The sequence below is a fragment of the Blautia sp. An46 genome, from assembly GCF_002161645.1.
GTDB lineage: Bacteria > Bacillota > Clostridia > Lachnospirales > Lachnospiraceae > Blautia > Blautia ornithocaccae.
In genome coordinates this window covers 197,535-212,717 of the sequence record NZ_NFIF01000001.1, presented here as the reverse complement: position 1 = coordinate 212,717, position 15,183 = coordinate 197,535, and the positions used below count along the sequence as shown (strand labels likewise).

The 15,183-nt window shown below is 45.6% G+C and carries 13 protein-coding genes; all 13 read right to left on the bottom strand.

Translation table 11 applies throughout. From position 1 onward, the window contains the following. Nucleotides 1–19 precede the first annotated feature (19 nt). Entirely contained in the window at nucleotides 20–670 is a 651-nt protein-coding gene (locus tag B5G00_RS00985) for a thiamine diphosphokinase (protein ID WP_087267131.1), read from the bottom strand. Beyond that, nucleotides 642–1,325, bottom strand: a complete 684-nt coding sequence (gene rpe / locus B5G00_RS00980) for a ribulose-phosphate 3-epimerase (protein WP_087267127.1) — start codon at nucleotides 1,323–1,325, stop codon at nucleotides 642–644. The genes B5G00_RS00985 and rpe overlap by 29 nt, the downstream gene beginning before the upstream one ends. A gap of 4 nt (nucleotides 1,326–1,329) precedes the next feature. Next, nucleotides 1,330–2,208 carry a ribosome small subunit-dependent GTPase A gene (rsgA, locus tag B5G00_RS00975; RefSeq protein ID WP_087267125.1) on the bottom strand — a complete coding sequence of 293 codons (879 nt, stop codon included), beginning with the start codon at nucleotides 2,206–2,208 and terminating at the stop codon, nucleotides 1,330–1,332. 154 nt (nucleotides 2,209–2,362) lie between these two features. Continuing rightward, complete coding sequence (gene pknB, locus B5G00_RS00970) at nucleotides 2,363–4,519, bottom strand: Stk1 family PASTA domain-containing Ser/Thr kinase (RefSeq protein ID WP_087267122.1); 2,157 nt, start codon at nucleotides 4,517–4,519, stop codon at nucleotides 2,363–2,365. Beyond that, entirely contained in the window at nucleotides 4,513–5,256 is a 744-nt protein-coding gene (locus tag B5G00_RS00965; protein ID WP_087267120.1) for a Stp1/IreP family PP2C-type Ser/Thr phosphatase, read from the bottom strand. The genes pknB and B5G00_RS00965 overlap by 7 nt, the downstream gene beginning before the upstream one ends. 1 nt (nucleotide 5,257) lies before the next feature. After that, entirely contained in the window at nucleotides 5,258–6,304 is a 1,047-nt protein-coding gene (gene rlmN, locus B5G00_RS00960; protein WP_087267118.1) for a 23S rRNA (adenine(2503)-C(2))-methyltransferase RlmN, read from the bottom strand. Continuing rightward, nucleotides 6,292–7,656, bottom strand: a complete 1,365-nt coding sequence (gene rsmB / locus B5G00_RS00955) for a 16S rRNA (cytosine(967)-C(5))-methyltransferase RsmB (protein ID WP_087267115.1) — start codon at nucleotides 7,654–7,656, stop codon at nucleotides 6,292–6,294. The genes rlmN and rsmB overlap by 13 nt, the downstream gene beginning before the upstream one ends. A 52-nt stretch (nucleotides 7,657–7,708) precedes the next feature. Continuing rightward, nucleotides 7,709–8,641 carry a methionyl-tRNA formyltransferase gene (gene fmt, locus B5G00_RS00950; RefSeq protein ID WP_087267112.1) on the bottom strand — a complete coding sequence of 311 codons (933 nt, stop codon included), beginning with the start codon at nucleotides 8,639–8,641 and terminating at the stop codon, nucleotides 7,709–7,711. Continuing rightward, the gene (gene def / locus B5G00_RS00945) at nucleotides 8,638–9,120 is read right to left on the bottom strand and encodes a peptide deformylase (RefSeq protein ID WP_206423765.1); all 483 of its coding nucleotides are present in this window, start codon (nucleotides 9,118–9,120) and stop codon (nucleotides 8,638–8,640) included. Before def ends, fmt begins: the two co-directional genes overlap by 4 nt. Nucleotides 9,121–9,154: 34 nt before the next feature. Next, complete coding sequence (gene priA, locus B5G00_RS00940) at nucleotides 9,155–11,380, bottom strand: replication restart helicase PriA (protein WP_087267107.1); 2,226 nt, start codon at nucleotides 11,378–11,380, stop codon at nucleotides 9,155–9,157. Beyond that, nucleotides 11,381–12,850: a UDP-N-acetylmuramoyl-L-alanyl-D-glutamate--2,6-diaminopimelate ligase gene (locus tag B5G00_RS00935; RefSeq protein ID WP_087267104.1), complete on the bottom strand. Its 1,470-nt coding sequence runs from the start codon at nucleotides 12,848–12,850 to the stop codon at nucleotides 11,381–11,383. Between the two features lie 89 nt (nucleotides 12,851–12,939). Further along, nucleotides 12,940–14,079, bottom strand: a complete 1,140-nt coding sequence (locus tag B5G00_RS00930) for a Fic family protein (protein WP_087267102.1) — start codon at nucleotides 14,077–14,079, stop codon at nucleotides 12,940–12,942. 110 nt (nucleotides 14,080–14,189) lie between these two features. Continuing rightward, nucleotides 14,190–15,128 (bottom strand): tRNA-dihydrouridine synthase family protein, encoded by a 939-nt coding sequence (locus B5G00_RS00925; protein WP_087267100.1) that lies wholly within the window; start codon nucleotides 15,126–15,128, stop codon nucleotides 14,190–14,192. Nucleotides 15,129–15,183 lie beyond the last annotated feature (55 nt).

Sequence of the window (15,183 nt, the reverse complement as noted above, 5' to 3'; positions counted from 1 at the left end):
TCCTCTCTTTACTGTATATTCAATTTCTGTCTTTCGACATGATCATCAAAACCACCCCTGACCGGAAAGTAATCTCTCCGGTTTCGTCTTCAAGCTCATTGCTGACGCCGATTTCCTCTGAATTCAGCAGAGTATAGTCCTCCAGGGGATACTTAAATCCCTTCAGAGTGACTCCCTCCACCCTGTCTCCCATGGAAAAAAAGGAGATATATTTTCCAAACTGCTGGTCCTTTGTGATTTTTATTCCCCGGTCCAGCAGGGTAATCGCATTCTGACTGTCCAAAATCCATGGCTGACTTCCCTGCTCCAGAGGAAGCAGAAGGGATTTTAAGTTTGCTATGAAATGGTCCAGCCTTCCCCCTGTTGCTCCCAGCAGGAAAATCTTCCGGCTTTTCAGCTTCAGCGCCAGTTCCAGTCCTATTCTGGTATCTGTGGCGTCTTTTTCCGGCTTATATCTTTCCAGCGGTATATCCCGGCTCTCGTAATAGCTTAAAACTTCCGGGGAAATGCTGTCGAAATCCCCCAAAATATACTGAGGGACAATATTGTACTTATAACAGAATTCCAGGCCCCTGTCAATCCCAATGATATATTCAGGCCTGATTCTGTCAAGAAAAGACAGAGCAAAGCTGTCTTCTATCTCACCTCCGCAGATCAGCACTGTGTTCATATTCTTCTATGATTCCTTTCAAAGCTCTTACATTTTCCGGAATATCTTTTCCAAATACGGCAGAACCGGCCACGATCACATTAGCTCCTGCCTCCAGCACCTGATAGATGGTCTCGCGGTTAATGCCTCCATCCACTTCGATATACAGGTCTTTTCCCCTGCTTTCTGCCATTTCTCTCAGCCGGCGGATTTTCTCCGTACAGTAGGAGATATATTTCTGTCCTCCGAATCCCGGATTCACAGTCATTATCAGAACCATATCTGCCAGCTCAATAACATTCTCCAAAACTGAAACCGGTGTTGCAGGGTTAATGGCAATCCCTGCTTTACATCCCAGCTCATGGATCATTCCCAGAGTCCTGTCCAGGTGTGTGCATGCTTCAGCGTGGACTGTTATCATGTCAGCTCCTGCCTGGGCAAATTCTTTTATCAGATGGGTCGGTTCCTGGGCCATAATATGCACATCGAAAAAAAGGCTGGTCCTTTTTCTCAGTGAAGCCACCACTGGAACTCCCATAGATATGGTCGGGACAAAACATCCGTCCATAATGTCAATGTGAAGCCATTTTACTCCTGCCTGTTCCACCTGGGCAACTTCTTCTCCCAGACGCCAGAAATCTGCCGCCAGGATAGAAGGGCATAATTGATATTCCATAAAATCAGTATCTCCTTTTCTCTTCTAATTCTTTGTATATTTCCTGATAATTCTCATATCTCCGGGAACTGATCTTCCCCTCCTGAAGAGCTTCTTTTACTTTGCAGCCAGGTTCATGAGTATGCGTACAGCCCTGAAATCTGCATTCCCCCTCATAAGGAGCAAATTCCGGAAAACAATGTCTCAGCTCTTCCTTTTCCATGTCTTCCACATAAAAAGAGGTGAACCCAGGGGTATCCATCAAATATGTCTCCTCTCCCAGTGGTATCAGCTGAGAATGCCGGGTGGTATGCCGTCCCCTTCCCAGTTTTTTGCTGATTTCTCCAGTCTCCATCTGCACGTCAGGGGCGAGAAGATTTGTGAGAGAAGATTTCCCCGCTCCTGAAGGGCCGGCCACCGCAGTGGTTTTTCCCTCCAGTTCACGGCGCAGTTCCTGGATACCCAGTTCCTTCTGGGCGCTTGTGACCAGCACCTGATATCCACAGGAAGAATAAATCTCCACAATTTCTTTTATCTCTTCCTCATCTCCCAGGTCTTCCTTATTCAGGCAGATGATCACCGGCACATTCTGCCGCTCCATAGTGATCAGAAACCGGTCCAGGAGCATGAAGTTAGGGTTTGGTTCCCTGACTGCAAAAATCACCAGGGCCTGATCTATATTTGCCACTGCAGGACGTATCAGCTGATTTTTTCTCGGCAGGATTTTTACCAGATTTCCTGTTTTCTCTTTTTCATCTATGATTTCAATCTCCCCATAGTCTCCTACCAGAGGCTTCATTTTTTCTTTACGGAAAATCCCTTTGGCCCGACATTCATAAATGTTTCCTCCAGCAGAGGCCACGTAGTAAAATCCCCCGATCCCTTTGATAATTCTTCCCTGCATCTTACCTACCTTGTCTTTTCATTATTCTCAGTCTTGTTCATGGTGTCATTATATACTTTTTTTCTCTGAAAGGCAACAAAACAAAAACTGCCCTGGCAGGCATTTCCGGGGTTTTTCCGGTTCTGTCTGCCGGGGCAGTTCTCAAATTGCTTAATTATTGTTCACTGAATTCCAGCGGATAACTCCAAATAGTTGTGTAATTTCCGCTTTCATCCATTACATCAAAGTACAGGGTACCGGTGGACTCACCGCTCTGTCCTGTGATCTGTCCCACAGAATACTCTCCGTTCTCATCAAAGGTCAGAACCTGATCCTGAAGGATCGTAGTACCGCCCTGGGCATCCTCAGAGCCCTGTACCAGTCTCAGTCTTACCATCTGGCCTTCATAATTATCCGGCTGGCCAATCTTCAGATTGCTGACAGTTGCCCATGTGCCAGAACCTTCAGATGTCTCTGTACTTGTCTCTGTGCTGTCAGACTGGGTATCTGTCTCTTCTGGCTCTGTCAGAACTCTCAGTGTAATAATACTTCCTTGTTCAATACGCTGTCCACCCTGGGGAGACATTTCATAAACCTGCCCGTATCCGACGCCAGCGCTTTCACTGTAGCTGTACTCTACATCTGGAATCAATCCCTGATCTGTTACAATCTGTACCGCCTGTGCTTCTTCATAGCCTCTTACATCCGGAATCCTGGTCATAGTATCTCCCTCGCCAACGCTGACTGTGATGGTCACATCAGAGCCTGTATCTACAGTAGCGCCTTCTTCCGGATTCAGAGAGATTACATTTCCCACTGCCACATCTGTGCTCTTCCGCTGCTCGATAACAGGATTCAGTCCTAATTCCTGGAGCTGGGACTGTACCTGGCTGAGGCTCTGTCCGATAAGTCCTGTAGGAATAGTCACAGTCTCTGCCACTGCTTCAGCAGGACCGGTGCTCACATAATAGGTTACCTGTGTATTGGGCTCCACCTGGGTATCTGCTGCCGGGTCCTGTCTGCACACCTGACCTTCCGGAACGGTATCGGAAGCTTCTTCTCCTCCCTTACTGTATCCTAAGCTCAGATTATACAGGGCAGTCCTTGCTTCATCTTCTGTCATATTTGTCAGATTCGGAACTGTCACCATTTCCTGGGCATTGCCGGTGTCTTCCTGCTGGGTCTGATTTTCCTGGCCGCTTCCGGAACCGCCAACGATTCCTGCTGCAGATGCCACGAAATAAATGAGAACACAGATGATGACTGCACCGATGATCAGGCCGCCAATGGTCATGGCTTTCTCCAGCTTGGTGTTTATGCCGCCTCTTTCATCATCTTCATCATCGTCCTCGTCATCTTCATCCTCGTCGTAATCCTCTTCTCTTTCCTCTTCTTCCTCATAATCAGGAGTACGGGAGTATCCGCTGTTCTGGATTTCCTTCATCTCGTCCGGTGTGATCATGATCGTCTGGGCATGATTGCTGAGAGGTGAAAGGTTAACAAAGTTTCCATTAGGATCTATTAAGGAATGTTTCAGGTCATTGATCAGCTCTGCCAGAGTGCTGTATCTTCTGTCAGGGCTTTTCTGGGTACATTTTAAAATAATGTCCTCCAGGCTCCGCGGAAGGTCCGGCACATAACGGGACGGCGGGACCATTTCATCCTGAAGATGTTTAATGGCAATGGCCACTGTAGTATCCCCGTCAAAGGGAACCCTGCCGGTAACCATTTCATACATGGTAATACCCAGAGAATAAATATCGCTCTTAAAATCGCTGTATCCTCCGCGAACCTGCTCCGGAGAACTGTAATGCACAGAACCCATGGCATTAGTGCTGATGGTATTAGAGGAAGCAACTCTGGCGATTCCAAAATCAGTAACCTTTACCTTTCCGTCTGTTGAAATGATAATGTTCTGAGGCTTAATATCCCGGTGTACGATATTCCGGTTATGGGCTGCCTCCAGACCCATGGAAACCTGAATGGCAATACTTGTAGCTTCTTTAATGGTCAGTTTTCCTTTTTTGGAAATATACTCCTTCAGCGTAATCCCTTCTACCAGCTCCATCACAATGTAGTTAACTCCCTGATCCTCCCCTACGTCAAAAACGTTTACCACATTGGGATGAGCCAGGCCAGCCGCTGCCTGAGCTTCTCTCTGAAATTTACGGATAAAATTTGTATCTGCGCTGAACTCCGGCTTCAGGACCTTCATTGCCACAAAGCGGTTCAGCTTATGATCTTTTGCTTTATATACATCGGCCATGCCGCCGGACCCGATCCGGCTCACAACCTCATATCGTTCTCCTATGATTACTCCCACATTTAACATACTTCCACCTCTTTTGTGTCTGGCTGTACCAGTACCACTGCTATATTATCTTTTCCGCCGTTTTCATTGGCCAGAGAAACAAGACGCATGCCCATCTCTCTCAAATCACTGCTTGTCTCGGCAATTTTCCAGATTTCTTCGTCAGAAACCATATTGGATAGCCCATCGGAACAAAGGAGAAGTCTGCTGTTCTCCTTTAGATGGATATCAAAGAAGTCCACTTCCACCTCCGGCCCGATGCCGATGACTCTGGTAATAATATTCTTATCTGGATGATGCTTGGCATCCTCCCTTGTAATCAATCCCCTGCGGACCATTTCCTCTACTAGGGAATGATCCTTTGTAATCTGGACAATCTTGTCCTCGATCAAATATAGTCTGCTGTCTCCCACATTTGCTACATAGGCATAATCATCAACGATTGTAACAAGAACCATTGTGGTCCCCATACCCGACATTTCCTCATGGAGATTTGCCTCTTCCAGAACTTTCCGGTTGGCCTCTTCAATGGCATGCCGGATAATAATAATGGGATTTTGATTTTTATCTTCCAGAATTGAATGAAGCAGGATCTGAACTGCATAGCTGGACGCGAAATCTCCTGCTTTATGACCGCCCATACCGTCTGCAACCACAAAAAGATTCGGAAGATTTCCCACCGGCTCCTCAGAAGAAAATATGTAGTCCTGATTCACCTGGCGCTTCTGTCCCACATCTGTTACAGAATATGATTTCATCCTACGAGTCCTCTTTCTTATCAATGTAACTTTTTCTTAATTGTCCACAGGCCCCGTCTATATCGCGGCCCATTTCTCTTCTAATAGTAACATTTATTTGGTATTTTTCAAGTTTATTTTGAAAATTCGCTATAACTTTTTTGTCAGACTGGACGTAGCTCCGCTCTTTTATAGGATTCACCGGGATCAGATTTATGTGGCAGTTCAGGCCTTTTATCAGGTGGGCCAGCTCCTCGGCATCCTCCTGAGAATCATTTTCTCCCCCTACCAGACTGTATTCAAAAGTCAGCCTTCGTCCTGTCTTTTTAAAATAATTCCTGCAGGCCTCCATCAGTTCTTCCAGGGAATATTTTTTTGCAACAGGCATAAGTTCTTCCCTTTTCTGCTGGTTGGAAGCATGGAGAGAAATCGCCAGGGTGATCTGAAGATTTTCCTCTGCCAGGTCATACATTCTGGGTACAATGCCACAGGTGGAAACCGTAATGTTTCTCTGGCTGATATGAAGCCCGTTTTCGTCGCTGAGCATGTGGATAAAACGGAGAAGATTGTCATAGTTGTCCAGAGGTTCTCCTGTTCCCATCACTACCACGTTAGAGACTCTTTCCTTTGACAGTTTCTGGATCTTATAGACCTGGTCCAGCATCTCTGATGGCAGCAGATTTCTTGTCCATCCGTCTATAGTTGAGGCGCAGAATCTGCATCCCATCTTACATCCTACCTGGGAAGAAATACACACACTGTTCCCATGGCGGTACTTCATCAACACACTTTCCACTACATTTCCGTCAGGGAGTGCAAAGAGGTATTTCTGGGTTCCGTCCAGCTTAGAAGTCTGTACTTCCACAACTTTCAGAGACATAACAGAGCAGTTCCTCTCCAGCTTTTCTCTGAGGCTTACGGAAAGATTGGTCATCTCCTGAAAGCTGTCCGTCTGTTTTTTATGGAGCCATTCATAAATCTGTTTTGCCCGGAAGGGCTTTTCTGAAAGTCCTTCCATGGTCTTTTTTAATTCCGAAAGGCTCTGGGATTTTATATCTAACTGTTCCATTCGTTTTTCCTCTTTAATCTGGCCATAAAGAATCCGTCGCACTTATGGATTCCCGGTAAAAGCTGCAGATACCCTTCCGCCGTAGTCTCTCCCCTGAGCTCCGGACAGATATACGGGTCCAGACTTTCCAGTTCGTAGGGATAATGCTCGGTAAACCACCGGACATTCTCTATGTTTTCTTCCTTTCCAATGGTACATGTACTGTAGATCAGAGTTCCTTCCGGTTTCACATAAGTAGAAGCCTGCTCTAAAATCTTCCTCTGAAGGCCAACTAAGTCCCGGATCTTTCCCGGATTCAGCTTGTATTTAATGTCCTTCTTTTTCCCCATAACTCCCAATCCGGAACAGGGTACGTCTGCCAGGACCACATCTGCCTTTTCCAGAGATTCCCGGTCCAGCTGGGTGGCATCTTTCTCTGTAACCACCACATTCAGGAAGTTCTGCCGCAGAGCATTGTCCCGGATCATATCTGTTTTAGTCTGAGACAGATCTCTGGCGTCCACCCGTCCTGTCCCGTGAAGTTTGTCTGCAATGTAGAGGGTCTTTCCTCCCGGCGCAGCACACAGGTCAATGACATAGTCCCCTTCTTTTACATCGGCAATCTGAGCCGCCAGCATGGAGCTCACATCCTGTATCTGGATGCTGCCTCTGCGGAAAGCTGTCAAAGCCGGAAGATAATCATAGTGCTTCACATAATAGGCCCGTTCCACATAAGGAGCCTTCTCTACAGTTACCTGCTCCTCTTTCAGGTTCTCCAGCACAGCCTCTTCTTCTACCTGATATTCCCGTATCCGGATAGTAGCAGGCTGCTCTTCCAGAAAGGCTTCCAGCATCTTTTCTGTGGTCTCAAAATCATATTCCTTCAGAAATTTTTCTACCAGCCATACAGGCATAGAGTAGAGCACTGACAGATATTCCACCGGGGAATCTTTTCCCGGAAAATGAATGCTCCCGTATTCTCTGGCAATCTTTCTGAGGACTCCGTTTACAAATCCTGTGAGATTATAGAACCCTCTTTTTCTGGCCAGTTTTACTGCTTCATTACATACTGCGCTGTCCGGCACATGATCCATATAAAGAAGCTGGTATACACTGGAACGGAGAAGTTCCCGTATCACCGGTTTCATCTTCTCTGCAGGAACGGTGGAAAACTGATCCAGAATATAATCCAGGCGTATCCGGTACTCCAGAGTTCCTTCGCATACCCTGGTAATAAAGGCCCTTTCCTGTTTTTCCAGATACTGATATTTCTCCAGGGTACTTCTAAGTACCAGATGGCTGTACTGGCCTTCTTTGTCGATTTCCAGAAGGATATTCAGTATTAATTCTCTTAAATTTACTTTATTTGCCATATTTATCCAACCTTTTATCTGCCCTTTTGGACAGTTGCTTTTCCTGTGTTTCTCAGCCTAGAAGCTCTCCGGTGTTCAGATGAAATCCCCGCAGAAAGGCTCCTGTATCCATACGTTTCTTCCCCTCAAGCTGGACCTCTTTTATCTTCAACAGACCTTTGCCAGTCTTGACATAGAAAGCATCCTTCTCTACTCGAAGGATTTCCCCAGGCCTTCCCTCTTCTTCCTGTTCTTCCACCTGGGCCTGCCAGAGTTTCAGAGTTTTTCCCTGAAGTTTTGTATATGCGCTGGGCCAGGGATTCAGACCCCTGATGAGCTGTTCAATGGACTTTGCAGACTCATTCCAGTTAACTTCTCCCATCTTTTTACTGATCATAGAAGCATAGGCTGTAGTGCTTTCCTCCGGCTGTTTTTCTCTTACTGCCTTTCCCTCTTCCAGGTCTTTTAACACTTTCACACACAGTCCGGCTCCTGCCTGACTCAGTTTGTCAAAGAGACTTCCGCCTGTCTCATCTTCTGCCAGAGGAACAACCACCTTGTCGATCATATCTCCTGTGTCCAGTCCCTCATCCATCTGCATAATAGTCACTCCTGACTCTTTCTCCCCGTTTATCACCGCCCACTGGATAGGCGCTGCTCCTCTGTAGGCAGGAAGAAGAGAGGCATGGACATTAATACAGCCATATCTTGGAATCTCCAGGATTTCCTTTGTAATGATCTGACCAAAAGCCGCCACTACGATCACATCCGGCGCCAGTCTGCGAAGGGTTTCTGTAAACTCTGTTTCCCGGACTTTTTGGGGCTGATATACTGGAATCTGATGTTTTAGAGCTACCTCTTTCACCGGTGTGGCCATAAGGGTCTTTCCCCTGCCTTTTGGCTTATCCGGCTGAGTGACTACGCCTATGAGCTCATGGCCTGCCTGGATCAGGGCTTCCAGAGTTCCCACGGCAAAATCCGGGGTTCCCATAAAAACTATTTTCATTCTTCCTCGTCCTCCTCATAATTGGTCCGGCGCAGTTCTCCTTCCACCAGTTCTGTGTACATTTTTCCATGGAGATGATCGGTTTCATGACAAATGGCTCTTGCCAGAAGCTCGGTTCCTTCCAGGATGATTTCCTCCATATTTTCGTTAAGAGCCTTTACCTTTACATAATTTGGACGGGTAACAGTACCGCTCATGCCAGGAAGGCTTAAGCATCCCTCATCTCCTGTCTGGGAACCAGAAGTCTCTATAATTTCCGGATTGATCAGCACATGGGGGTCTTCTCCTGTGGTGTCAATAACTACCACCTGTTTTAAAATTCCCACCTGGGGAGCCGCCAGACCTACTCCATAGGCGTCATACATAGTATCAAACATATCCTGGATCAATTCCTGGATCTTGGGAGTCATCTTCTCTATCTTTCTGCATTTCTTTGTCAGGATTGGATCTCCCTGTATTCTGATGTTTCTAAGTGCCATTTTTACGGCCTCCTTTTCTTTTTCGTATTTATATTTACACATTAAAATCAAATTGTATATAGATGTTCCGGAATCCCCGATTGACCTCTATATATTTTTCCAGAGCGTTTTTGATCCTTACCAGGACTTCCCGGTCCTGATGGCGCATGTAGAGGACACGGCGGTACATGTCCTGGACTTTCGCCACAGTTTCCGGTGCAGGTCCGATGAGTATCAGATCCTTTCCCTGATATATCCGCTCGATATATTTTCTGCAGTAGTCCATGGCCTGGTTCAGCAGCTCTTCTTCCTTTCCGGCGCCTCTGACAGCTGCCATAGCTGCCCTTGGGGGATAGCCCATCAAAGATCGGTAATCCATTTCCTCCTGGTAGAACCATTCATAATCCTGGGCTGCTGCAGCCTGGATACAATAATTGTCCGGGTGATAGGTCTGAATCACAGCCTCCCCGGCTGCCCTCCCTCTCCCGGCTCTTCCTACTGCCTGAAGGAGCAGCTGGAATGTTTTCTCTCCTGCCCGGTAATCTCCGCTGCACAGAGAAAGGTCCGCTGCCAGTACGCCTACCAGAGTTACCCTTGGAAAATCATGGCCTTTTACGATCATCTGTGTCCCAATGAGAATGTCCGCCTCGCCATTTCCGAAAGCCGACAGAATCTTTTCATGATCATCTTTTTTTCTGGTAGTATCTGCGTCCATCCGCAGGACTTTCGCCCCGGGAAAACTTTTCCGGACCAGACTTTCTATCTGCTGTGTTCCTGCCCGGAATCCTCCTATATAAGGCGATCCGCATACCGGGCACTGCTTCACATCCATAGTCTCATAACCGCAGTAATGGCAGATCAGTCTGCCGTTTCTATGGGAAGTCAGGGACACGTCGCAGTGGGGACATTTCATTACATGGCCGCAGGAACGGCAGCTCACAAAACCGCTGTATCCTCTTCTGTTCAGAAAAAGGATGATCTGCTCCTTTTTCTCCAGTCTTTCCCTTATTTTTTCAGTAAGAAGACTGCTGAATACTGAACGGTTTCCTGTCTTTAATTCTTCCCTTAAATCCACGATTGATACAGCCGGAAGGGCGCTTCCGCCATACCTCTGGTCCAGGCATACCAGGCGAAAAATCCCTGTTTCAGCTCTGTAATAGCTTTCCACACTGGGAGAAGCAGAGCCCATTACCACATAGGCCCCTTCTGCCTTTCCCCTCTGTATGGCAGTTTCCCTTGCATGATAGCAGGGAGTTTTTTCACTCTTATAAGAATCCTCATGCTCTTCATCTATCAGAATCAATCCCAGTTTTGGGAAGGGCGTAAACAACGCTGAACGAGGGCCGATCATAACGGAGATTTCACCTTTCTTTGCCCGCTCAAACTGATCATACCGTTCTCCCTGAGACATTCTGGAATGGATAAGAGATACTTTTTCTCCGAATCTGGCGTAAAATCTGGACACATTCTGGTAAGTCAGGGCAATCTCCGGGATAAGGAGGATCACCTGTCTCCCTCTTTCCAGAACATGGCTGATAAGTTCCATGTAAACCTGGGTTTTCCCGCTGCCGGTAACGCCTTTGATCAGACATGGCCGGGGAGCATCTGATTCCCATTCTTCCAGGATATCCTTTACTGCCTGCTGCTGTTCTTCACTGAGGACTGCCTTTTCTTCCGGAGAAATTCTTCTTGGAAGAGGCGTTCTGTAGTCTCTCTCCCTTTCAATGGAAACCAGTCCTTCTCTCTCAAAGCTCTTCACTGCTTCTCTGCTGATCTTCATTTCCTTTACCGCAGCGGAATACTCCAATGTCTTCTTCTGGAGCAGGGCCCGCATAAGGCGTTCCTTTGCCCGGTAGTGTTTTCTCACATACTCTTCCAGCAGGCTGTCACAGACCTTCGGGTCTGCTTTGAGGCAGATATATTTTTTCTCTCTGGCAGCCGCTTTTTCCTTTACAGGAAGAACTGTCTTCAGGGCCTGGTTCATGGTAGAACCATAGTTTCTGGCTATCCACGCTGCAAGAGAAATCAGCCTGGACTCGATTTCCATTCCCTGTTCTTCCACAGCCAGGATCGGTTTTATTCTTGAAACTTCAATCTTTGGTTCCCGGGAAAGGCCTATCACATATCCGGTAATCTCTCTTCCTCCGTTTCCGAAAGGAATCCTGACCCTTTTCCCTGCCTCGACCTGGGCTGCCATTTCCGGGGGGACCAGATACTGAAAGGTCTTATCTAATTTTTCCTGAGAAATATCTACAATAATATCTGCGTATAAATCCTTCATTTATTTTCTGCTGTCTTCTTCCAGGATCTCCTGGATCAGCACTCTCTCATCCATAGGATATTTTTTCCCTTTGATCTCCTGATAATCCTCATGACCTTTTCCTGCAAGCACGATAATGTCTCCAGGCTGTCCATGGTGAATGGCATAGGCAATAGCTTCTTTTCGATCTATGATCTCCACATATTTCCCCTTGGTTTTTCCGATTCCCACTTTAATATCATCAATGATCGCCTGGGGCTCCTCGTTTCTTGGGTTATCAGAGGTAATAATAGTCAGGTCTGCCAGATTTCCGGAGACTTCTCCCATCTCATATCTGCGGAGTCTGGAACGGTTTCCTCCACAGCCGAAAAGACATACCAGCCGGTTAGGCTTATATTCTTTTAAAGTAGTCAGAAGGCTTTCCAGACTCATGGCATTGTGAGCATAATCAATCATCAGCGTAAACTCATTGGAAACCTTTACCATCTCAATCCTGCCCTTTACATGGGCGTTTTTTAAAGCCTTCTGGATATTTTCCACCGTCACGCCGAAATGACGGCATACAGCGATGGCTGTAAGAGAATTATAAACGCTGAACTTCCCTGGCAGATCGATCTCCACAGGAAAATCCATCAGACCCTTCACATTATACGCAATACCCAAAGTTCCCTTTCCGGTAACCAGACGGGTATCCTCTGCTCTCAAGTCTGCATTTGGTGAAAATCCAAATGTCTCTGCCTGGCAGGTATGTCCCTCCAGTATTTTTTCCAGATGGGGATCGTCTCCGTTAAAGATTCCTACCTTGCACTGTCTGAACAGGAGGCTCTTACAGTGGAGATAATCGTCAAAATCCTTATGCTCGTTAGGACCGATATGGTCCGGCTCAATATTCGTAAAAATTCCGATATCAAAAATAAAACCAGCTGTCCGGTGGAGCATCAGTCCCTGGGAGGAAACCTCCATGACCACGCTGTCGCAGCCCGCCTTCGCCATTTTTGCAAAATATTCCTGGATCAGATAAGATTCGGGAGTAGTATTGGCAGAAGGTATTTTCTCCTCTCCGATAACGGTCTCGATAGTTCCGATAAGTCCTGTCTTGTGACCTGCATTTTCCAGAATAGATTTAATCAGATAAGTTGTTGTGGTTTTTCCCTTAGTGCCTGTGATTCCGATAGTTTTCAGCTTGTCGGAAGGATAGTCAAACCATGCCGCCGAGATACAGGCCAGGGCGTATCTGGTATCTTCTACCTGGATCACAGTTACCTCTGGCCCTACCTGGACCGGATCCTGGGCTACCAGTACAGAAACTCCCTTCTCCGTCACCTCTGCCCCATAACTGTGGCCATCTGAGACAGCTCCTTTAATGCAGACAAAAAGGGCGTCTTTTTCTGCCTTTCTGGAATCATATATCACGGCTGTAATTTCTTTATCTAAAGTTCCCTGGATACATTGGTACTCAAGTTTTTCTAACAAATCCCTTAATTTTTTCATCGTTGAATCCCCTTTCCATATACTATCTAGGATACCATAAAAGAGGGAGAAGGGGCAACCCCTTCTCCCTGAGGAATATCCACGGAAAATTAAGTATCCTTTCTTAAAACTTTAAGATACTCTTCATATGCAAAAACACGATTTCTGGAAGCATTCGTTGTTTCCTTTAGAATTCCAAGTTCCACTAATTTTTTTACAGCGGTAGAAACAGTGTTATAGCTTAGCCCCAAAGCCGCTGACGTTTTTTTTATTTCAATAATTGGATACTGCTCAATATAATCAAAAAGTGCTCTTAAATTATCCCTTTTACGGTTTGTTTTCGGCAATTTTTCCAGATTTTTTTCATGAAGTTCTGATAATGCTTCTATAGTCACCAGAGAATCTTTTGCAGCCGCTGACACCGCCTCAAGAAAGAATGCCACCCATTGCTCATAGTTACCACTTCTTCTCACTTCTGAAATCCGGTCATAATACTCTATCTGATTTTTCTTTAGAAAGTAAGAAATATATATAACTGGTTTATCCAGCAATCCCTGCACCATTAAATACAGTAAAATAATCAATCGTCCTACACGGCCATTACCGTCTAAAAATGGATGTATCGTTTCAAATTGATAATGAATCAGTGCAATCCTGATCAATGGATCATAATCATCACCTTCATTCATATATCTTTCCAAATCTGACATTGCCCGATTCATATCTTCTACATTAGGCGGTATATATCTGGCTTCCGATAAAGAACAATTTGCTGCTCCGATCCAGTTTTGTGATTTTCTAAATTCTCCCGGATTTTTTTCTTGTCCACGAACACCAGACAATAATTTCTCATGTACCTCTCTGAATAGCCGCCCACACAAAGGTAATTTTTTTATTCTTTGCAAAGCATAAAAGCATGCATCCACATAATTGATGACATCAATAACATCCAAATTAGCAGTATTGTCCAGCTCTGGATCCAACACATCGTCCAATGTACATTGCGTTCCTTCAATCTGAGAAGAAATAAGAGCTTCTTTTCGAACATACATGGAAATAAAAAGTTCAACATTTGGTATCAGTTTTGAGGCTGTATCCAATTTTACCAGTTCTCGATTGGCTTCCACCAGTTTTTTTACCATATCACTATTTATTTCTAATGCCGGATCTGGCGGTAAAGCTGCAGGCTTAAAAGATTTATACTGTGCACTGCCTGTTAAATTATTTACCCATTCTCCTGAACGGTTCATCAAAATCACCTCTTTTTGAAATATACATAAAATTATAGCCTTCTTATTTCAAAAAGTAAACATTATTTGAAATAAATAACTTTTTGGAAGTTTCTTATTTCAATTTCTCTCTAACTGTTTTCCGGCCAGAGCCGGAACAGTTCCTGCACTGCTGCCCGATACTCCGGCAGTCTCTGGGCCTTTTTTATTTTCTTCATAGCCTTTTTGTCCTCTCCAAAAAGGCTTCCCATATAGAACCACAGTTCCTTCATTTTAAACAGCACATTTTTATCTCCGGACATGACTTTTTCATATTCCTGGCATAAAGCGTCATGAAAAGCCAGAAATTTTTCTTTATCCAGCTTCCCTTCCCCTTTGATCTCCTGTACCAGGGCCGGATTTCTCAGAAGCCCTCTTCCCATCATGACCTTTTCCATCTGAGGGAATCTCTTGCAGAAATCTTCGTAAAGCTCTGCCGTAAACAGGTCTCCGTTATAGCAGACGGAAGCTTTAGCCTTTTCCAGGGCCATTGCAAAAACTTCCAGATTAGGAGAGTTTTTGTAGTAATCTGTCTGGATTCTGGGATGGATGATCAGCTCTTTTAAAGGATATTTATTGTAGATTTCCAGAAGTTCCTCAAACTCTTCCGGCTCATCCTTTCCAATCCTGGTTTTTATAGAAATTTCCAGATCCGTTTCCCCAAAGATCTCTCCTAAAAACCGATCCAGTTCATTGGGATATTCCAGAAATCCTGCTCCCTTTTTCTTGGAAACTACCGTTCCTGAAGGACATCCCAGGTTCAGATTCACTTCTTTATATCCGTATTCTTTCAGATCCCGGCACAGTCTCAGAAAGTCTTCCGACCTGTTGGTGAGGATCTGAGGGATCAGGGTATAGCTCTGGTTATTCTCCGGCAGGATATCCCGAAGCTCCTTCGGGGTCATAGTCTTCTTCGTCCCCGGGGAGAGAAAAGGTGAAAAATATTTGTCTATTCCGGGAAAAAATCTGTGGTGGACATTTCGGTAAATGTATCCTGTAATGCCCTCCATAGGGGCGAAATAATACTGCATTTTCAGAGGCTCCTTCTTCTGCTTTTTCTATGAAAAGCTGGTTTTGACTTTCCCA

Bases quoted from the DNA above. Each gene is read 5' to 3' on its own strand.
- pknB (WP_087267122.1), bottom strand. From the start codon at position 4,519: ATGTTAAATGTGGGAGTAATCATAGGAGAACGATATGAGGTTGTGAGC.
- fmt (WP_087267112.1), bottom strand. From the start codon at position 8,641: ATGAAAATAGTTTTTATGGGAACCCCGGATTTTGCCGTGGGAACTCTG.
- rsmB (WP_087267115.1), bottom strand. From the start codon at position 7,656: ATGGCAAATAAAGTAAATTTAAGAGAATTAATACTGAATATCCTTCTG.
- rlmN (WP_087267118.1), bottom strand. From the start codon at position 6,304: ATGGAACAGTTAGATATAAAATCCCAGAGCCTTTCGGAATTAAAAAAG.
- priA (WP_087267107.1), bottom strand. From the start codon at position 11,380: ATGAAGGATTTATACGCAGATATTATTGTAGATATTTCTCAGGAAAAA.
- B5G00_RS00985 (WP_087267131.1), bottom strand. From the start codon at position 670: ATGAACACAGTGCTGATCTGCGGAGGTGAGATAGAAGACAGCTTTGCT.
- B5G00_RS00935 (WP_087267104.1), bottom strand. From the start codon at position 12,850: ATGAAAAAATTAAGGGATTTGTTAGAAAAACTTGAGTACCAATGTATC.
- rsgA (WP_087267125.1), bottom strand. From the start codon at position 2,208: ATGCAGGGAAGAATTATCAAAGGGATCGGGGGATTTTACTACGTGGCC.
- B5G00_RS00925 (WP_087267100.1), bottom strand. From the start codon at position 15,128: ATGCAGTATTATTTCGCCCCTATGGAGGGCATTACAGGATACATTTAC.
- B5G00_RS00965 (WP_087267120.1), bottom strand. From the start codon at position 5,256: ATGAAATCATATTCTGTAACAGATGTGGGACAGAAGCGCCAGGTGAAT.
- def (WP_206423765.1), bottom strand. From the start codon at position 9,120: ATGGCACTTAGAAACATCAGAATACAGGGAGATCCAATCCTGACAAAG.
- B5G00_RS00930 (WP_087267102.1), bottom strand. From the start codon at position 14,079: ATGAACCGTTCAGGAGAATGGGTAAATAATTTAACAGGCAGTGCACAG.
- rpe (WP_087267127.1), bottom strand. From the start codon at position 1,325: ATGGAATATCAATTATGCCCTTCTATCCTGGCGGCAGATTTCTGGCGT.